An 18,914-nucleotide genomic window follows, 5' to 3' on the forward strand; every position below is an offset into this window, starting at 1 on the left:
CTTCGGTTCAGGGACGCCGCGTCGCGTCGACGGCGGCGAGGATCGTCTCGCGGGGCACCACGGAGCGCACGAGGCCGTGCGCGTCGGTCAGCACCCACACGGGGGTCTGGGGGTCGGCCAGGCGGGAGGCCAGGTCGGGACCGGCGGCGGGGACGTCGTCGCGGACGAGGACGGCCTCCGGAGCCAGGGCGACGGCGACCGCGGCCAGGGCGGTGGTCGTGCGGCGCGCCGGGGTGAGGCCCGCCGCGGCCGTGTGGTCCAGCACGCCGCGGGGCCGACCGGCCCCGTCCACGGCCACGACGGCGCGGCGGCCGCCGTCCGCCTGGGCCAGGGCCTCGGCGACGCAGAGGTGCTCGGGCAGGGCGATGGCGGGCGCCTCGACCTGCTCGAGCCGCAGGGTCTCCAGCCGGCGGCTCCAGCGCCCGTGGCGCACGGCGTCGTCCGCGCCCCGCCACAGCGTGAGGGCGACCCAGGCCGCCAGGACGACGACGAACAGGTCCGGCGCGCGGCCCGCGAGGGTCGGGGGGCCGAACACCGCCGCGAGGACGCCCACCGCGACGACGCGCCCGGCCCAGCCGGCCGCCTCGACGCCACGGGCCCGGGAGCCGGTGGCGGCCCAGACGGCGGACTCGACCATGCGGCCGCCGTCGAGCGGGGTGCCCGGCAGCGCGTTGAACGCGGCCAGGAGGAGGTTGGCCCACACCGTGACCTCGAGCAGCAGGGCGAGGACGGACGGGCCGGCCACGGCACGGGCCGCCAGATGGGCGAGGCCCGCGAGCACGAGGTTCGCGGCGGGGCCGGCCATCGCGGTGAGCACCGTGTCCAGCGGTCGGGCGGACGGGCTGCGGAACTGGGTGTGCCCGCCCCACAGGGTGAGCGCGATCTCCTCGGTGCGCTGGCCGAAGGCGCGGCCGGTGAGGGCGTGGGCGGCCTCGTGGACCAGGACGGAGAGCGCCAGGAGCACGGCGTACCCCAGGGCCACCCCGTAGGCGCCGCCGCCGATCAAGGGCAGCGCGCGCTGGATCTGCGGGCCGAACGCGAGGGTGATGACCGCGGCGATCAGAAGCCAGGACCAGGACAGGCGCACCGGCGCGCCGGCGATCGTGCCCAGCCGGACGGAGGCGGGCCCGCTCATCCGGCCCCGTCCGCCCCGGGCCCGCGCGCGGCGGCGATCCGACGGACCGCGGCGAGGTCGGCCGGCGTGCGGCCGGCAAGCGTCGTCCACTCGACGGTCGCGAGCCCCGCCGGCAGCGGCAGCACGCTGGGCACGCCGACCGTCGGCAGGCCCGCGGCCATGGCCGCGCCGACGCCCACCGGGGAGTCCTCGACCGCCACACAGTCGGCGGCCGTCAGCCCCGGTGTCCGCTCGGCCAGCAGCTGCAGGCCCAGCCGGTACGCCTCCGGGTCGGGCTTGCCCCGGGAGACCATGTCCCCCGAGACGACGACGTCCAGCGTGCCCGCCGGCGCCCGCTCGGCCAGTGCGCGGGCCAGTGGGGCATGGGACATCGTCACGAGGGCGCCCGGCACGCCGGCCTCGGCGAGCGCGACGAGCAGCTCCCGGGCACCCGGCCGCCACGGCACCCCACGGACGACCCCCTGGACGACCTCGTCCATCGTCAGGTCGATGATCCGCTGCACGGGCAGGTCCAGCCCGGCCTCCTGCAGGCGGCGCGCTCCCTCGTCGAGGGGGCGTCCCACGAGGGAGGCGGCCAGGTCATCCGACCAGGTGCCGCCGTGCTCGGCCACCAGGCGGCGCTGGACGGCGTTCCACAGGGGCTCCGTGTCCACGAGGGTGCCGTCCATGTCCCACAGGACGGCGCGTGGCAGGCGGCGGGCACGGTCGTCCGGGGCGGGCGCGGGGTGGCGGGGCATGGAGTGCATCCTATCGAGCGCCGCCGCCGGGGTGTGCGGGGCGGGTCGCGGGCCGTGGCCCCGTCGTCGGGCCGTGTCTAGGCTGGCCGCCATGACCGACGCTACCTCCGAGGACCAGCCGGACGACGTCCTGGGCCCGTTGCGGACCCACCTGAGGGCGACCGTGGACGCGCTCGAGGCCGGGCGGCGGGCCCCCACGGTCCTGTTGCTGGCCTTCGAGGGGTGGAACGACGCCGGGGAGGCCGCGACCGGGGCCCTGGGCGCGCTGCGGGAGCAGTGGGACGCGGCGGACGCGGGACGGGTGTGCGACGGCGAGTTCTACGACTACCAGGTCACTCGACCCCTGGTCCGGCGCGACGCCGACGGGCTGGGGACGCTGGACTGGCCGGCGGTCACCCTGCACGAGGCGCTCCTGGACCGGGAGGGCCGGCCCGTCGCGGGCGAGGCCGCCCCGCCGGACGGGGTGCGTGTGCTCCTCGCCGTCGGCGTGGAGCCGAACGTGCGGTGGCGCGCCTTCCTCGAGGAGCTTTTCACGGCGGCCGACGCGCGTGACGTGGACGCCGTCGTGACGCTGGGCGCGCTGCTGGCGGACGTGCCCCACACCCGGCCCCTGCGCGCCCGCCCGACCTCGCCGCTCGTGGACGTGCGGGTGGCCGTCGGCGCGGACCGTCCGGTCTACGAGGGGCCCACCGGGATCATCGGCGTCATCGCGGACGAGGCCGCACGCCGCGGCCTGCCGAGCCTCTCACTGTGGGGGACGGTGCCCCACTACGTGGCCCAGGCGCCCTCCCCCAAGACGCTGCTCGGGCTGGTCGAGGCGGTCGAGGACCTGCTGCACGTGAGCGTCTCCACGCGCGGGCTGGAGGACGACGCGAGGGCATGGCAGCGCGGCGTGGACGAGCTGGCCGCCGAGGACCCCGACGTCGCCGCCTACGTCCGGCAGCTCGAGGAGGCCCAGGACACCCAGCAGCTGCCGGAGGCCTCGGGCGAGTCGATCGCGCGGGAGTTCGAGCGCTACCTTCGCGGGCGCGGCGGACGCTGACGCCCGGCCCCGCCCGGCGGGGTCAGCGCAGGCGCAGACCCAGCAGCGCCGCCACGACGTCGACCACCGGCACCGGATCGGCGGCGGCCTCGGCCAGGCCCGGCAGGGTGCCGGCCGCCCATGCGTCGAGGGCCTCCAGCGCAAGGGGGGCGTCGAGGTCGTCCGAGAGCGCCGCGTGGACCGCGTCCAGCACGGCGACGCCGGCGGCGGCATGCGGTCCGTCCAGGGCGGCGCGCCAGCGGGCCACCCGCGCCTGGGCGTCGGCCAGCACCTGCTCGGACCACTCCCAGTCCGACCGGTAGTGGTGCGCGAGGATCGCCGCGCGGACGGCCACCGGCTCGATGCCCCGCGCCCGCAGGCGGGAGACGAGTTCGAGGTTGCCGAGGGACTTGGACATCTTCTCGCCGTCCAGGGCCACCATGCCGGTGTGCGCGTAGGTGTGCGCGAGCGGCAGGCCGTCGACGGCGGTGGCGTGCGCGGCGGAGAACTCGTGGTGCGGGAACCGCAGGTCGGAGCCGCCGCCCTGCACCGTGAACGGCGCCGGCAGGTGGGCCCGGGAGATCACGGAGCACTCGATGTGCCAGCCGGGCCGGCCGGAGCCGAGCGACCGACCGTCCCAGGCCGGCTCGCCCTCGCGGTGCACGCGCCACAGCAGCGGGTCCAGCGGGTCTCGCTTGCCGGGGCGGTCGGGATCGCCTCCCCGCTCCGGGAACACCGCGGCCATCTCGTCCAGGCCCATCGCGGAGACCTGTCCGAGGCGCCAGTCGGTCGCGGACTGGGCCGCGCGGACGTCGAAGTAGACGTCCCCGTCGGGCTCGCCGTCGCCGCCCGGCACGCGGTAGGCCCGGCCCGCCGCCAGCATCGTCTCGACGGCGTCCACCACCAGGCCCACCGCCTCGGTCGCGCCGACGTAGTGGTCCGGGGCGAGCACCTCGAGGGCGGCCATGTCCGCACGGAACAGGTCGGTCTGCTCCTCGGCGAGCGCGCGCCAGTCGACGCCGGTCGCCTCGGCCCGCTCGAGCAGGGGGTCGTCCACGTCGGTCACGTTCTGGACGTAGGCGACCTCGAGACCGGCCGCGCGCCAGTAGCGGTGCAGCAGGTCGAAGGCCACGTAGGTGCTCGCGTGGCCGAGGTGCGTCGCGTCGTACGGGGTGATCCCGCAGACGTACAGCGAGGCGCGCTGGGCGTCGTTGCCCGGATGCCGGGTCCGTCCCGTGGCGGTGTCGTGCAGCCGCAGCCGGTCGGGGCGGCTCGGCACGGTGGGCGGGGCGGGGGTGCTCCAGGACTTCACGGGACTCCTCACATCGGGGTGGTTCGGCGGTGCCGGGCCGCCATGCCCGGCGGCGGGAGCGGGCTCAGGCGCTGATGACGCCCGCGCCCAGCAGGGCGAACAGGACGCCGCCCAGGAGGATGCGGTACCAGACGAACGGCAGGTACGAGTTGGTGCTGATGAAGCGCATGAGCCAGGCGATGACCGCGTAGGCCACCACGAAGGCGATCGCGGTCGCGACCAGCGTCTCCCCCATGCCGTACGGGCCCTGCGTGCCGGGATCGGTGAGCGAGGTGTACAGCTTGTACAGGCCGGAGGCGAACACGGCGGGCACCGCCAGCAGGAACGCGTAGCGGGTGGCGGCGGGCCGGGTGTAGCCCATGGCCAGGCCGGCCGCGATGGTGCCGCCGGAGCGCGAGACGCCCGGGATCAGCGCGAGGGCCTGGGCCAGGCCGTAGAGGACGCCGTCCCGCACGGTGAGCTTCTCGAGCGGCTTGGTCTGACGGCCGAGCCGGTCCGCCAGGGCGAGCAGGACGCCGAACACGATGAGCATGGTCGCCGTGATCCACAGCGACCGGAACTCCGTGTCGATCCAGTCCTCCAGCAGCAGGCCCAGGACCGCGATCGGGATCGAGCCCACGATGATCAGCCAGCCCATGCGCGCATCGGGGTCCGAGTGCGGGATCCGCCCCGTGACCGCGGCGCACCACCGGCCGATGATGCGGGTGATGTCGCGCCAGAAGTAGATGAGGACCGCCAGCTCCGTGCCGAGCTGCGTGATGGCCGTGAAGGCCGCCCCCGGGTCGGTCGCGGAGGGCAGGAACTCGCCCACGATGCGGATGTGGGCGGAGGAGGAGATGGGCAGGAACTCCGTGAGGCCCTGCACCAGGCCCAGGATGATGGCTTCGATCCACGTCACGGAGGGTCACTGTACGCGACGGCCCCGGGTGGGAACCCGGGGCCGTGCGGTCCGTCACGAGCAGGACGGTCAGTCGTCGTCGTCCTCGTCGTCGAAGAGGTCGAGCGGGGTGACCTCCTCGGTGTCCGCGTACAGGGCGTCCTCGTAGGCCTCGAAGGCGTCGGCCACGGCGAAGAACGCGGCTTCGACGGCGGGGTCGTCCTCGCCCCGCTTGTTCTGCGCGGCCACGAGGTGTTCGTTCAGGGCGGTGGTGAGGGCCTCGAGGGCCATGCGGGCGTCAGAGCTCATGGGTGAACGGTAACCCGGTGGCCGGTGGCGCGGCCAGGGGTGGGCCGTGCGGGACCGGCCGCCGGACCCGAGTCCGTCTGCCAGGATGGGCGGGTGCGTGAACAGCTGATGTCCTCGACCCTCGACGCGATCTCCCGCGGACAGAAGTGGGAGTACCTGGTGATGACGGTCGCCGCCCACGAGTCCCTCGCCGACGCCCGACGGCGCCTCGTGGAGCACGCGGAGTACGGCCAATGGGAGCTGCAGCGCTCCGTGCACTACCGCGACGGGGCGCGCCGCTATTGGATGCGCCGCCGGGTGATGCGCGTGGCCTCGACCCTGCAGACCCTCTGAGGCGCGGGCGCGACGACGCCGCCCCGGCCGTCGTCGCCGCCCGCGGCCCGGATCAGCGCGGCTCCAGCATCCGCTCGAGCACCCGGCAGCCGAACTCGAGCGCGTCCACGGGCACCCGCTCGTCGATGGCGTGGAACAGGGACGTGAAGGCCAGGTCGGCGGGCAGGCGCATGGGCGCGAAGCCGTAGCCGGTGATGCCCAGCCGGGAGAGGGACTTGTTGTCCGTGCCCCCGCCGAGCATGAACGGCAGCACCTGGGCCTCGGGGTCCTCCGCCTGCAGCGAGGCGATCATCAGCTCCACCAGGTCCCCGGAGAAGGGGGTCTCCAGGGCGACGTCCCGGTGCTCGGGTGCGATGGTCACGTCCGGACCGGCGAGCTCGGCGATCGTGGCGAGGGCGGACTCCTCCTCCCCGGGGATCAGGCGCACGTCCACGGTGCCGGTGGCCGAGGACGGGATGACGTTGTGCTTGTAGCCGGCGGTCAGCCCCGTCGGGTTGGACGAGGTGCGCAGGGTGCCGGCCACCCAGGAACGGGCCTGCCCGAGCGCGTCGAGCTGCGGCGTCGGGTCCGTCTCGTCGAAGTCCACGCCCATGATCTCGGCCACCTGTTCGAGCAGCGCGCGCGTGGTCTTGGTGTACACGAGCGGCCACTCGTGCCCGCCGATGCGGGTCATGGCGCCGGCCAGCCGGGTGACCGCGTTGTCCGGGTGCGGGGCCGAGCCGTGCCCGGGGGCGCCCTCCGCGGTGAGGTTGAGCCAGGCGAGCCCCTTCTCCGCGGTCTGCACGAGGTAGGCGCGCGAGCCGTGCACCTCGGTGGAGAAGCCCCCCACCTCGGAGATCGCCTCGGTGCACCCGTCGAACACCTCGGGGTGATGGTCCACGACCCAGCGTGCGCCGTAGACGCCGCCGGCCTCCTCGTCGGCGAAGAACGCGACCGTCAGGGGTCGCCGCGGCCGGCGGCCCGTGCGGGCCAGGTGCAGCAGCACCGCGAGCACCATGGCGTCCATGCCCTTCATGTCCACGGCGCCGCGCCCCCAGATCATGCCGTCCTTGAGCTCGGCGCCGAACGGGTCCACGCTCCACTCGTCCGCCTCGGCGGGGACCACGTCCGTGTGCCCGTGGATGACGAGCCCCGGCGCCTCCGGATCCCAGCCCGGCAGGTGCCCGACGACGGAGACCCGGCCCGGCGCCGACTCGAAGAAGCGGGGGGTCATCCCCGCCTCGGCCATGAGCCGGGCGCAGTACTCCGCGGCCTCGGGCTCACCGACGGAGACGTTGCCCCCGCGGTTGGTCGTGTCGATCCGGATGAGGTCGCGGCAGATCTCCACGACGCGGTCCTCGGGGCGCGAGCGGGCGGGGTTCACGATGTTCTCGACCATGGTTTTGAGCCTAGCCCGAACCCGTGCTATCTTTCTCGAGTTGCCCGGAGCGGGACGGACCGGACAGGACCGGAACGCGGTGGGCGACGGAGCCTCTCCCAGGGTTCCACCGATGAGCGCGAGTGGCGGAATTGGTAGACGCGCAGCGTTGAGGTCGCTGTGTCCGCAAGGACGTGGGGGTTCAAGTCCCCCCTCGCGCACCGCTCGTCGAGCAGCAGGGCCCCGGTCGTCACGACCGGGGCCCTGCGTGTTCCCCCGTCCGGGGTCCCCTCTAGAGTGGTGTCCGTGCGACGGCAGGCGCCGTCGGTGGAACCGCACGACGGCATGGAGGACCCGATGGCCCTGGAAGCCCCCGCACTGCTGCATCGGCTCGCGCGAGCCCACGGGGTGCAGCCCGAGTACGTCGGGCAGGACGGCTCGGCCCAGACCGTGCCGGACGAGGCCCTCGTGAAGGTGCTCGCCGCCCTCGGGGTGTCGGTCCGTCCGGACGGGGTCGCCGCCCTGGCCGAGGCGGTGGAGGAGGCGGAGACGGCCCCCTGGCGGGACGTGCTCCCGCCCACCGTGGCCGCCCGGTCCGGTCACCGCCTGTCCGTGCCGTGCCACGTGGCCGCGGGCGAGCCGGTCGTGGCCCGCGTGCACACAGAGGACGGGCGGACCCTCGAGGTGAGCGTGAGCGAGCCGGTGTCCGAGGTCCGCCTGGTCGACGGCGTCGAGCGCGAGCGCGTCCACGTTCAGATCCCCGCCGACCTCGCCCCGGGCTGGCACCGGCTGGAGGTGACCAGCGGCTCCGGCTCCACCGCCTCCGCGGTCCTGGTCTGCGCCCCGGCCCGGCTGAGCACGCCGCGTCCCTTCCTCGAGCGCCGCGGCTGGGGCGCGGCCGCGCAGGGCTACTCGGTGACCTCGGCGGACTCGTGGGGCATCGGCGACGCGGCGGACATGGGGTCCCTGGCCGAGATCGTCGCCCGGCACGGTGCCGACTTCCTGCTGCTGCACCCCCTGCATGCGGTCGAGCCCGGCCCCCATCCGGCGGACTCCCCCTACTCCCCCGTCTCCCGTCGGTTCCTCTCGGCGCTGGTCGTGCACGTGCCCTCGATCCCCGAGTTCGCCGACCTGCCCGCCGCGGAGCAGGCGGAGCTGCGGTCGGCCGGCGCCCGCGTCCAGGCGGAGCTGGAGCGCACCGGCCGGATCGACCGGGCCGCCGTCGCCGCCGTCCTGTGGCCCGCGCTGCGCCGCGTGCACGAGGTGCCCCGCTCCCCCGAGCGCGAGGCCGCCTACGCGCGGTTCCGCGCCGAGGCCGGCCCGGGCCTGGACGACTTCGCCCTCTGGTCCGTCCTGCGCCTGGACGGCGACGGCACCGGGCCCGATCTCGCCGACCCGGCCTGGGCGCCGGGCGGGGTCGAGGCCGAGCGGGTCCGCGTCGAACGCGCGACCGACGTCGACCTGCACCGCTGGGTGCAGTGGATCGCCGCCGAGCAGCTCGCCGGCGTGCAGGAGCGGGCCCGGGCGGCCGGCATGCGCATGGGCGTCATGGTGGATCTGGCGGTCGGGGCCACCCGCGAGACCGCGGACGCGTGGATGCTCGGGGACGTGCTGGTGCCGACCATGTCCGTCGGCGCGCCGCCGGAGCTGTTCAACCAGCTGGGCCAGGACTGGTCGCAGCACCCCTGGCATCCGCGCCGTCTGGCCGAGACCGGCTACGCCGCGTTCCGGGACATGCTGCGCACCGTGCTGCGCGGCGCGGGCGGCATCCGGATGGACCACGTCCTGGGGCTGTTCCGCCTGTGGTGGATCCCGGAGGGCGCCGGCGCCACCCAGGGCGCGTACGTCGAGTACGACCACGAGGCGATGCTCGCCGTGCTCACGCTCGAGGCCGAGCGGGCCGGCGTCGTCGTGGTGGGCGAGGACCTCGGCACCTTCGAGCCGTGGGTGCAGCGTCGCCTGGCCGAGGCCGGCGTGCTCGGCACGTCGATCCTCTGGTTCGAGCAGGAGGACGGCGAGCCCACCCCGCCGGAGCGCTACCGGCGGCTGGCCATGGCGGCGGTGAACACGCATGACCTGCCGCCGACGGCCGGCTACCTCGAGGGCGTCCAGGTGGACCTGCGCGAACGGCTGGGCCTCTACACCGTGGACGTCGCCCAGGAACGCCGCCGGTCGGCGGAGGAGGTGCGCGCGTTCCTCGCCGCCGCGGCCCGGCGCGGGCTGCTCGCCGAGGCGGACGTGGACGTCCCCGACGCCGGCCCCGAGGTGCGCGAACGCCAGATCGTGGCCCTGTACCGCCTGCTCGCGCAGGCGCCCTCGGCCCTGCACAGCGTGGCGCTCGTGGACGCCGTGGGCGAGCGGCGCATCCAGAACCAGCCCGGCACTCTCCAGGACCAGTACCCGAACTGGACCGTGCCGCTCGGCGACGGCGCCGGACGGATGGTCTCCGTCGAGGACCTGGCGGACTCGGCGTCGGCGGCCCGGCTGTTCGACGCCGTGGACGCCGAACTGCGGGCGTCCGTGCCGGTGGGGATCGGGGTCAGCCTGCACACCTCCCCGCTGGCCCAGCCCGGCCGCGGCGACGCCGGCGGCATGAACGTCTACGTGCGGCAGGCCGCCGTGGCCCTGGCCCGCCGGGGCGTGCGGATGATCCTGCTGACCCGGGCGGAGGAGCCGGTGGGGCCGGACGGCGCACGGGTCCGGATGCTGGACGCCGGCGGGCAGGCCCCGCCGGTCACGGTGGTCGACCTCGCGGCCGGGCCGTCCGCTCCCGTGGCCAAGGCGGATCTGGCGGGCCTCCGCGACGAGTTCACCCGCGCGGCCCTCGACTGGCTCGCCTCGGACGCCGTGCCGGGCGGTCCCGTCCTCGGTGGAGCGGAGGCCCCCCCGGTCGCGTTCGTGCACGGCCACTACTGGCTCTCCGGGTCCACCGCCGCGGCCCTGGCGCGGGCGGCGCACGCCCCGTACCTGCAGACCATGCACACCACGGCGGCGGCGAAGATGCTCGAGGACCCCGAGCTGCGCGAGCCGGCCGCCCGGATCGAGGCCGAGCGTGAGATCGTCGGGCGAGCCGACCTGCTCGTGGTCAACTCCGCCGCCGAGGTCGCCGACCTGCGCGAGCTGCTGGACGTGCCCCGCGCCCGCACCCGGGTGCTGCCCCCCGCGGCCGACCTCGAGACGTTCACGCCGGACGGTGCCGCGCAGTGGCCGGGCGCACCGGACGACAACGGAGCCCTGCGGGTTCTGTTCGCCGGCCGCGTGCAGCGGCACAAGGGCCCGCACCTGCTCGTGTCCGCCCTCGGGGTGCTGCGCGAGCGGGCCGGTGGCAAGGGCGCCGACCCGGGCGTGCGCCTGCACGTGAACGGCGCCGATTCGGGGGACGACGAGCTGGACCTGGCGAGCCTGGCCGTGCAGGAGGGGGTCGCCGACCTGGTGACGTTCTCCGCGCCGGTGCCCGCGCCCGCCCTGGCCGCCCAGTTCCGGGCGGCGGATGTCGTGGCGATGCCGAGCGCGTCCGAGACCTACGGCCTGGTCGCCCTCGAGGCACAGGCCTGCGGCACGCCCGTGCTGGCGCACCGGGTCGGCGGACTGGTCTACGCGGTCCTCGACGGCGTGTCCGGCCACCACGTGACGGCGGGCACCCCTGAGGCGTGGGCCGATGCCCTGGCCGAGATCCTGGCGGATCGTGACGCCTGGGCCGCGCTGGGGCCCGGCGCCGTGCGTCACGCCGCCGGTCACTCGTGGGAGGCCTACGCGGACGGGCTGCTCGAGGCCGTCGCCGCCGTGCCGCGGCGGTCGCCCACGCCGGACGCCTGAGCCGCCGCGCTCACCGGCCCGCCGGGACGGGTGGTCCCGGCGGGCCGACGCGTCGGCCCGGCCGTCAGGGCTCGAGCGGAGTGATCTCCCCGGAGAAGTGCGGGCGCCGGCGCCGCGCATCCCAGCCCCACACGCGCGTGCCGCCGTCGGGCCCGGGCGCGTAGCGGACGGCCACGGTGGTCGGCAGCACGACGGGTGCCTCGAAGTCGATGTGCCAGCGGAACCCGGCGCCGGCCGGCTCACGGCCCTCGAGCATCCGGGCGGCCAGGAACATCCCGTGGGCGATCGCGCCCTTCATGCCGAACAGTCGGGCCGAGACGCCCGTCAGGTGGATCGGGTTCCAGTCTCCGGAGACGCCCGCGTACCGGCGTCCGGCCCCCGTCCCGAAGCGCCACTGGGCGGTCGGCGTCGGGGGCACGAAGTCCTCGCGGGCGGGCCGCTCGGGACGCAGGCCGGAGAGGTGGACGCCCTTGGCGAGGTACCGGGAGACGCCCTCCCACAGCAGTGCCTCCTCGCCGTCGTCGCCGGGCCCCTCGACGGTCACGACGACGTCCACGGCGGTGCCTGCGTGGTGCGGGACGAGGCCCACGGCACGCGCGGTGACGCGCAGCGGGGTCTCCGCCGCGACGGGCCGGTGGTGCAGGACGGTGTTGCTCAGGTGCACCAGTCCGGGCAGGGGCAGTGGGAACTCGGGGTCGGCCATCAGCTCCATCGCCGCACCGAACACCTGGGTGTGCACCAGGACCGAGGGCAGGTCCGCCGGATCCGCGGACCCGACGGCCCCGCGCCACGCGGACACGGCCTCGGCCGGGATGCGGTGGCCGGTCACGACCACCTGACGGTCCGGGAGCTCGCGGGGACGGCGCCGACGGACGACGGCGTCCGTGGCGGCCTGCCTGGCGGCCCGGGCGTAGAGCCGGGCGAGGGAGGGCGGGGCGGACAGCTGCGTGGTCTGCATCCTCACGCCCCCAGCTTCGACTGGCCGCAGACCCGCAGCGTGGCCCCGTTGGTGCCGCCTGCGGCGTCCGAGGCGAGCCAGGCCACCGTCTCGGCCACGTCCTGCGGCAGGCCGCCCTGCTGGAGCGAGTTGAGCCTCCGGCCCACCTCGCGCGTGGCGAGCGGGATCTTCGCGGTCATCTCGGTCTCGATGAAGCCCGGGGCCACCGCGTTGATCGTGCCCCCACGGGCCGCGAGGACCGGTGCGGAGGCCGCGGTCAGGCCGATCACCCCGGCCTTGGATGCCGCGTAGTTCGTCTGGCCGCGGTTGCCCGCGATGCCGGAGATGGAGGCCAGGCCCACGATGCGCAGCCCGTGGCCCGCCACGTCCCGGGCGTCCTCGGCGAGGAACGCCTCGTTCATGGCCAGCTGGGCCGTGGTGTTCACAGCGAGGACGGAGTCCCAGCGCGCGGCGTCCATGTTGGCCAGCATCCGGTCCCGGGTGATCCCGGCGTTGTGCACCACCACGTCCATCCGGCCGTGCCGGGTGCGGCAGTGCTCGAGGATGCGTGCGCCGGCGTCCGGCGCCGTGATGTCCAGGGCGAGCGCGGTGCCGCCCACCTCGTTCACGACCTTGGCCAGCGTCTCGCCCGCCGCCGGGACGTCCACGCCGACGACGACGGCCCCGTCGCGGGCCAGCGTCCGGACGATGGCGGCGCCGATGCCGCGGGCGGCGCCCGTGACCACGGCGACCTTGCCGGCCAGGGGGCGCGCCGCGTCGGCGGGGACCGCGCCGTCGGCGGTGGAGACGGGCACGAACTGGCCGGAGACGTACGCCGCGCGACCGGAGAGCAGGAACGCGAGCGCGCCGGCCGCACCGGGGGCAGTGAGCGGCACGCCCTCGCCCAGGACGAGGCCGTTGGCGGTGCCGCCACGGCGCATCTCGTGCGCGATCGAGCGGGTCAGGCCCGTCACGCCCTGGCGGGCGGCGCGCAGGGCCGGGTCCGTGGCGGCCTCGGGGTCCTCGAACACCGTCACCACGCGCGAGGAGGAGCCCAGCGAGCGCAGCGCGCCGCCGATCTCCAGCGCCACCGCGCCGAGGTCCGCGGGCGTGGCGACCCCGTCGAAGCACGCGACGATCGCCGCGTGGCGTGCGCCCTCCCGGGGGGCGTCGGCGACCTCAAGGCCCCATGAGGCCAAGAGGGTGCGGGCATCCTCGGCTGCGCGGGTCGCGCCCAGGACGAGCACGGAGCCGGGCAGCACGGGGTCGCCGGGGGTGTGCCGGCGCAACTCGACGGGCTGGGGCAGGCCCAGGGCGCCGGTGAGGCGGCGGCCCAGGGGCGAGGCGACGAAGGTGCCGTAACGGTCGGTCATGGTCGGTCCTCTCGGGTCGGGTCGGTCGGGGCTCAGCGGCCGCGGAGCAGGGCCACGATGCCTTGGCCGCCGGCGGCACAGACGGAGATGAGGCCGAGGGAGCCCTCCCCCTTCTCATGCAGCATCTTGGCCAGCAGGGCCACGATGCGGCCGCCGGTGGCGGCGAAGGGGTGACCGGCCGCCAGCGACGAGCCGTGCACGTTGAGCCGGGCGCGGTCCACCGAGCCCAGCGCACCCGGCAGCCCGAGCCGCTCGCGGCAGTACTCCTCGTCCTCCCAGGCGGCGAGGGTGGACAGGACGGTGCCGGCGAACGCCTCGTGGATCTCCACGAAGTCGAGGTCGTCGAGCGTGAGCCCGTGCCGGGCGAGCAGGCGCGGGACGGCGTAGGCGGGGGCCATGAGCAGGCCCTCGTGTCCGTCGACGAAGTCCACGGCGGCGTTCTCCATGTCCACGAACTCGGCGAGAACGGGCAGTCCGCGCTCGGCGGCCCACTCCTCGGAGGAGAGCAGCACCGCGGAGGCGCCGTCGGTGAGCGGGGTGGAGTTGCCGGCCGTCATGGTCGCCTCGTCCCCCAGCTGGCGGCCGAACACGGGCTTCAGGCCGGCCAGCTTCTCCGGCGTGGAGTCGGGGCGGAGGTTGTTGTCGCGGGCCAGGCCGTGGAACGGGGTCACCAGATCGTCCATGTACCCGGCGGCGTAGGCAGCGCCGAGGTTCCGGTGGGAGGCCGCGGCGAGCTCGTCCTGGGCCTGACGGGTGATGCCCCACTTGTGGGTGGTCAGGGCCTGGTGCTCGCCCATGGACATGCCGGTGCGCGGCTCGCCCGCGCCGGCCGGCTCGGGCACGAGCTGACCGGGGCGCAGCTGGGCGAGGGCGCGCAGGCGGTCCTTCATGGTCTTGGCGGTGGTGAGCTGCAGCAGCACGCGGCGCGCGCCGTCCGAGAGCGAGACGGGTGCGTCCGAGATCGAGTCCACGCCGCCGCCGATGGCGGAGTCGAGCTGGCCGAGCCGGATCTTGTTGGCGAGGGTGCCCACGGCCTCCATGCCGGTGGCGCAGGCCACCTGGACGTCGGCGGCCGGGGTCGCGGCGGAGAGCGCGGAGCCCAGGACGGCCTCGCGGGTGAGGTTGAAGTTGCGCGGGTGCTTGAGGACGGCGCCGGCGGTGACCTGGCCGAGGCGCTCGCCCTGGAGCCCGAACCGCGCGACGAGTCCGTCGAGCGTGGCCGTGAGCATCTCCTGGTTCCCGACCTCGGCGTAGGCGGTGTTGGCGCGGGCGAAGGGGATGCGGTTGCCGCCCAGGATGACGGCGGGGCGCAGCGCTCCACCGGCGACGGCGGGGCGGGAGGCGGTCTCGGACGCGGGGGTCTCGTGGTGGGTCATGACGGTCCTCTCGACGGCGGGCCCACCGCCGACGCGGCGGGGGCGTTGTCACCCCGGACGATACGGACGATACGGACGTCGGCGGGGTGGGTGACTGTGATCCACAGTACCTGATACGCTCGGTTTCGTGAATCCCGTCACGTCCACCGCCCGGGACGGTCGCAGCGTCCGCTGGGACCGGCACCGCGCCGAGCGCCGTCTGGAACTGGTCCGGGCCGCCCGGTCGGCCGTGCACGCCCTGGGCGCACAGGCCTCGATGGAGGAGATCGCGTCCCACGCGGGCACCTCCAAGACCGTCTACTACCGCTATTTCGGCGACCGCGAGGGCCTGCGCCTGGCGGTGTCCGAGCGGGTCACCGCCCACATGGAGCGCCGCCTGCTCGAGGTCGCGGACGAACCGGTCTCCGAACCCGAGGCGCTGCGTCGCATGGTCGAGGTGTACCTCACGGTCGCGGCGACGTCGCCCGAGGTGTACGCGTTCGCCGTCGCCCCGTCCCCCGCCGCGGCCGAGGCCCCTGTGCTGGGCCCGTTCCTCGAGCGCGTCTACGCCATGCTCGAGTCGGGCCTGGCGCGCGGGATGGCCGCGCGGGGCCACGCCCCGGCGCCGGCGGACCCGCTCGCCCTGTGGCCGCGCGCCGCCGTCGGCCTCGTCCGGGCCGCCGCCGAGACCTGGCTGCGGACCCCGGCCGCCGGTCGCATCCCGGTCGAGGCGATGGCCCGCGCCATCGCCGACTGGCTGCTCACCGGCCTCATCGGCGCCGCGCCCGGCGCCGCCCTCGAACCCGCGGCGGCGGACGCCGACCGCGCCCGCCCCCACTCACGAACAGGAGCATCGTCATGACCGTCCACGAGAAGCTCGCCCCCCAGTCCTCGACGCCCAGCACCGAGGTTCCCTCCGACGTCGCCGAGATCGCGCCCGAGCGGCCGACGCCCGGCTCCCTCGACGCCGCGGCCCTCGAGGAGGCCCTCCTCGGCCGCTGGGCCGCGGAGCGCCGCGAATCCCGCGAACTGGTCAAGGATCCCGCCCTGTGGCGCGACCCGCTGCTCGGCATGGACGAGCACCGCGCCCGCGTCCTGCGGCAGCTGGGCGTCCTCGTGGAGCGCAACGCGGTCCACCGCGCCTTCCCGCGCGAGTTCGGCGGCGAGGACAACCACGGCGGCAACCTCGCCGCCTTCGGTGACCTCGTGCTCGCCGACCCCTCCCTGCAGATCAAGGCCGGTGTGCAGTGGGGCCTGTTCAGCTCGGCGATCCTGCACCTGGGCACCGCGGAGCACCACCGCCGGTGGCTGCCGGGCGCGATGGACCTGAGCGTCCCGGGCGCCTTCGCCATGACTGAGATCGGGCACGGCTCGGACGTCGCCTCGATCGCGACGACCGCCACGTACGACGAGGCGACCCAGGAGTTCGTCATCCACACCCCGTTCAAGGGCGCCTGGAAGGACTACCTCGGCAACGCCGCGCTGCACGGCAGGGCGGCCACGGTCTTCGCGCAGCTGATCACCCGGGGCGTCAACCACGGCGTGCACTGCTTCTACGTCCCCATCCGGGACGAGAAGGGCGCCTTCCTGCCCGGCGTGGGCGGCGAGGACGACGGCCTCAAGGGCGGACTGAACGGCATCGACAACGGCCGTCTGCACTTCACTCAGGTCCGCATCCCGCGCACCAACCTCCTCAACCGCTACGGCGACGTGGCCGAGGACGGCACCTACTCCTCGCCCATCGCCTCCCCCGGGCGTCGCTTCTTCACGATGCTCGGCACGCTCGTCCAGGGCCGCGTCTCCCTGTCCCTCGCCGCCACCACGGCCTCCTTCCTCGGCCTGCACGGTGCGCTGGCCTACGCGGAGCAGCGCCGCCAGTTCAAGGCCTCCGACCCGCAGCGGGAGGAGGTGCTGCTGGACTACCAGAACCACCAGCGCCGCCTCATCGACCGCCTGGCCCGCGCCTACGCGGACGCCTTCTCCTCCAACGAGCTCGTGGAGAAGTTCGACGACGTCTTCTCCGGCCGCTCCGACACGGACGTGGACCGGCAGGAGCTCGAGACGCTCGCCGCGGCCGTGAAGCCGCTGACCACGTGGCACGCCCTGGACACCCTGCAGGAGGCCCGCGAGGCGTGCGGCGGCGCCGGGTTCCTCGCTGAGAACCGGGTGGCCCAGATGCGCGCCGACCTGGACGTGTACGTCACGTTCGAGGGTGACAACACGGTGCTCCTGCAGCTGGTGGGCAAGCGCCTGCTGACCGACTACTCGAAGGAGTTCGGACGTCTCAATGTGGGCGCCCTCTCCCGCTACGTGGTCCACCAGGCCTCGGACGCCCTCCACCGTGCGGGCCTGCACAAGGCCGTCCAGTCCGTGGCCGACGGCGGGTCCGAGCGCCGCTCGGCGAACTGGTTCAAGGACCCCGCCGTCCAGCATGAGCTGCTCACCGAGCGCGTCCGTGCCAAGACCGCCGACATCGCCGGCACCCTCTCGGGGGCCCGGGGCAAGGGCCAGGCGGCGCAGGCGGAGGCGTTCAACACGCGCCAGCACGAGCTCATCGAGGCCGCCCGCAACCACGGCGAGCTTCTGCAGTGGGAGGCCTTCACCCGCGCCCTGGAGGGCATCACGGATGAGACCACGAAGACCGTCCTGACGTGGCTGCGCGACCTGTTCGCGCTGCGCCTCATCGAGGACGACCTCGGCTGGTTCGTGGCCCACGGCCGCGTCTCGAGCCAGCGCGCCCGGGCCCTGCGCGGCTACGTCAACCGGCTGGCCGAGCGGCTGCGCCCCTTCGCCCTCGAGCTCGTCGAGGCGTTCGGCCTCGAGCCCGAGCACCTGCGCATGGCGGTGGCCACGGACGCCGAGACCCAGCGCCAGGAGGAGGCCCACGCCTGGTTCACGGCCCGCCGGGCCGCCGGCGAGGAGCCGGAGGATGAGAAGGCCGTGCGCGCCCGCGAGAAGGCGGCGCGGGGTCGCCGCGGCTGACCGTGGCCGTCCCCGGACGCACCGGGCCCCCGTCACCTCGCGGTGGCGGGGGCCCGTGTGCGTGGTCGGGCGGGCTCAGCGCAGCACGGCCTCGTAGACCTCGATCGTGCGCTCCGCGATGGTCTCCCACGAGAAGTGCTCGATCGCGCGGGCCCGGCCGGCCTCACCCATCGCGCGGGCACGCTCCGGGTCCTCCACGACGCGGGTGAGCGCGGCCGCGAAGTCGGCGGCGAACCTCTCCTCGTCCACGGGCGCCCCCGTGCCGTCGTCGACCTGCTCGAAGGGGACGAGCAGGCCGGTCTCGCCGTCCTGCACGACCTCCGGGATGCCGCCCACGGCGGAGGCGACGACGGCGGTGCCGCACGCCATCGCCTCGAGGTTGACGATGCCCAGCGGCTCGTAGACCGAGGGGCAGGCGAACACGGTGGCGGCCGTGAGGATCTCCATCACCTCGTGGCGCGGGATCATCCCCTCGATCACGACGACGCCCTGGCGGGTGCGTCGCAGCTCGGCGATCAACTCGTTCACCTCGTGCGCCAGCTCCGCGGTGTCCGGGGCGCCGACGCACAGCACGAGCTGGACGTCCTCCGGCAACCGCAGCGCTGCACGGAGCAGGTGGGGCACGCCCTTCTGGCGCGTGATGCGGCCGACGAACGCGACGGAGGGCTTGTCCGGGTCGATTCCGTACTTCTCCAGTGCGGCGGTGCCGGTCTGCGGGGTCCAGACCTGCGTGTCGATGCCGTTGTGGACCGTGTGCACCTTCGCCGGGTCCACGTCCGGGTAGCAGGCCAGGATGTCCCGACGCATGCCGTCCGAGACCGCGATGACCGCGTCCGCCCCGAGGTAGGCCGTGCGCTCGGCCCAGCTGGACAGGGCGTAGCCGCCGCCGAGCTGCTCCGCCTTCCAGGGGCGCAGCGGCTCGAGGGAGTGCGCGGAGAGGACGTGGGGAACCTCGTGCAGGAGCTTGCCGAGATGGCCGGCCATGTTGGCGTACCAGGTGTGGGAGTGGATGACGTCGGCGCCCTCGAGGTCCCCGAGGATCGTGAGGTCGGTGGCCAGGGTCTGCACGGCCCCGTTGGCGGCGTCGAACCCGGGCGGGTTCGGGTACGTCAGGACGCGGGCCCCGTGGTAGTCCGGGTCGCGCGGCTCGCCGAAGGCATGGACGCGGACGTCGACGCGGGAGGCGAGGACGCGGGTCAGCTCGGCGACGTGGACGCCGGCACCGCCGTAGATGGACGGGGGGAACTCTTTGCTCACGATGTCGATGCGCACGCCCCCAACCTAGTTCAGCCCGGCGGGGGTCGATAGTCTGGCGGCACGGATGCCCCGCACGCCCAGAGCACGCGTGCGGGTCGCGACGACCCGGCTCA

Annotated in this window: 15 protein-coding genes and 1 tRNA gene; 6 read left to right on the forward strand and 10 right to left on the reverse strand. The window is 75.0% G+C overall.

All coding sequences use genetic code 11. The features are described 5' to 3' along the window. Nucleotides 1–7: 7 nt before the first annotated feature. Entirely contained in the window at nt 8–1,135 is a 1,128-nt protein-coding gene (locus NR072_RS03035; RefSeq protein ID WP_122054328.1) for a site-2 protease family protein, read from the reverse strand. Beyond that, nucleotides 1,132–1,872, reverse strand: coding sequence for an HAD family phosphatase (locus NR072_RS03040; protein WP_122054326.1), 741 nt, complete (start codon nt 1,870–1,872; stop codon nt 1,132–1,134). The genes NR072_RS03035 and NR072_RS03040 overlap by 4 nt, the downstream gene beginning before the upstream one ends. 91 nt (nt 1,873–1,963) lie before the next feature. On the opposite strand from NR072_RS03040, the gene NR072_RS03045 reads away from it, so the two are divergent. Then, entirely contained in the window at nt 1,964–2,914 is a 951-nt protein-coding gene (locus NR072_RS03045) for a proteasome assembly chaperone family protein (RefSeq protein ID WP_256836092.1), read from the forward strand. 22 nt (nt 2,915–2,936) lie between these two features. On the opposite strand, the gene mshC is transcribed toward NR072_RS03045, so the two are convergent. The 3 genes from mshC to NR072_RS03060 all read right to left on the reverse strand — a co-directional run bounded on the left by mshC (nt 2,937) and on the right by NR072_RS03060 (nt 5,391). Further along, nucleotides 2,937–4,205: a cysteine--1-D-myo-inosityl 2-amino-2-deoxy-alpha-D-glucopyranoside ligase gene (mshC, locus tag NR072_RS03050; protein WP_122054324.1), complete on the reverse strand. Its 1,269-nt coding sequence runs from the start codon at nt 4,203–4,205 to the stop codon at nt 2,937–2,939. A 64-nt stretch (nt 4,206–4,269) separates the two neighbouring features. Next, complete coding sequence (locus tag NR072_RS03055) at nt 4,270–5,103, reverse strand: undecaprenyl-diphosphate phosphatase (RefSeq protein WP_036315183.1); 834 nt, start codon at nt 5,101–5,103, stop codon at nt 4,270–4,272. Between the two features lie 69 nt (nt 5,104–5,172). Then, nucleotides 5,173–5,391: a hypothetical protein gene (locus NR072_RS03060; protein WP_036315190.1), complete on the reverse strand. Its 219-nt coding sequence runs from the start codon at nt 5,389–5,391 to the stop codon at nt 5,173–5,175. Nucleotides 5,392–5,484: 93 nt separating this feature from the next. Between NR072_RS03060 and NR072_RS03065 the strand changes: the two genes are divergently transcribed. Further along, entirely contained in the window at nt 5,485–5,724 is a 240-nt protein-coding gene (locus tag NR072_RS03065) for a DUF5703 family protein (protein ID WP_036315193.1), read from the forward strand. A gap of 52 nt (nt 5,725–5,776) precedes the next feature. Here NR072_RS03065 and NR072_RS03070 read toward each other — a convergent pair whose 3' ends face one another. Continuing rightward, nucleotides 5,777–7,102: a M20/M25/M40 family metallo-hydrolase gene (locus NR072_RS03070; protein WP_256836093.1), complete on the reverse strand. Its 1,326-nt coding sequence runs from the start codon at nt 7,100–7,102 to the stop codon at nt 5,777–5,779. Nucleotides 7,103–7,218: 116 nt separating this feature from the next. On the opposite strand from NR072_RS03070, the gene NR072_RS03075 reads away from it, so the two are divergent. Both NR072_RS03075 and malQ read left to right on the forward strand, forming a co-directional pair. Next, nucleotides 7,219–7,302 (forward strand) — tRNA-Leu (locus NR072_RS03075). A gap of 85 nt (nt 7,303–7,387) precedes the next feature. Next, complete coding sequence (gene malQ / locus NR072_RS03080) at nt 7,388–10,897, forward strand: 4-alpha-glucanotransferase (RefSeq protein WP_230297450.1); 3,510 nt, start codon at nt 7,388–7,390, stop codon at nt 10,895–10,897. A 64-nt stretch (nt 10,898–10,961) separates the two neighbouring features. Here malQ and NR072_RS03085 read toward each other — a convergent pair whose 3' ends face one another. From NR072_RS03085 to NR072_RS03095, 3 genes are read right to left on the reverse strand one after another with little or no spacing between them, the layout of a single operon-like run. Next, nucleotides 10,962–11,855: a MaoC/PaaZ C-terminal domain-containing protein gene (locus NR072_RS03085; RefSeq protein ID WP_036336859.1), complete on the reverse strand. Its 894-nt coding sequence runs from the start codon at nt 11,853–11,855 to the stop codon at nt 10,962–10,964. A gap of 2 nt (nt 11,856–11,857) precedes the next feature. Continuing rightward, on the reverse strand, nt 11,858–13,207 hold the full coding sequence (locus NR072_RS03090) for a 3-oxoacyl-ACP reductase (RefSeq protein WP_145951118.1): 1,350 nt from the start codon (nt 13,205–13,207) through the stop codon (nt 11,858–11,860). 32 nt (nt 13,208–13,239) lie between these two features. Next, complete coding sequence (locus NR072_RS03095) at nt 13,240–14,583, reverse strand: acetyl-CoA C-acetyltransferase (RefSeq protein ID WP_036336857.1); 1,344 nt, start codon at nt 14,581–14,583, stop codon at nt 13,240–13,242. 127 nt (nt 14,584–14,710) lie between these two features. On the opposite strand from NR072_RS03095, the gene NR072_RS03100 reads away from it, so the two are divergent. Together NR072_RS03100 and NR072_RS03105 are read left to right on the forward strand one after the other, a co-directional pair. Then, nucleotides 14,711–15,424 (forward strand): TetR/AcrR family transcriptional regulator, encoded by a 714-nt coding sequence (locus NR072_RS03100; protein ID WP_158184442.1) that lies wholly within the window; start codon nt 14,711–14,713, stop codon nt 15,422–15,424. After that, nucleotides 15,421–17,544 (forward strand): acyl-CoA dehydrogenase, encoded by a 2,124-nt coding sequence (locus NR072_RS03105; protein ID WP_036315214.1) that lies wholly within the window; start codon nt 15,421–15,423, stop codon nt 17,542–17,544. The genes NR072_RS03100 and NR072_RS03105 overlap by 4 nt, the downstream gene beginning before the upstream one ends. 75 nt (nt 17,545–17,619) lie before the next feature. On the opposite strand, the gene glgA is transcribed toward NR072_RS03105, so the two are convergent. After that, complete coding sequence (glgA, locus tag NR072_RS03110; protein WP_036315216.1) at nt 17,620–18,816, reverse strand: glycogen synthase; 1,197 nt, start codon at nt 18,814–18,816, stop codon at nt 17,620–17,622. Nucleotides 18,817–18,914: the final 98 nt, after the last annotated feature.

This window comes from Micrococcus sp. Mcc89, assembly GCF_024519795.1.
Taxonomy (GTDB): domain Bacteria; phylum Actinomycetota; class Actinomycetes; order Actinomycetales; family Micrococcaceae; genus Micrococcus; species Micrococcus luteus.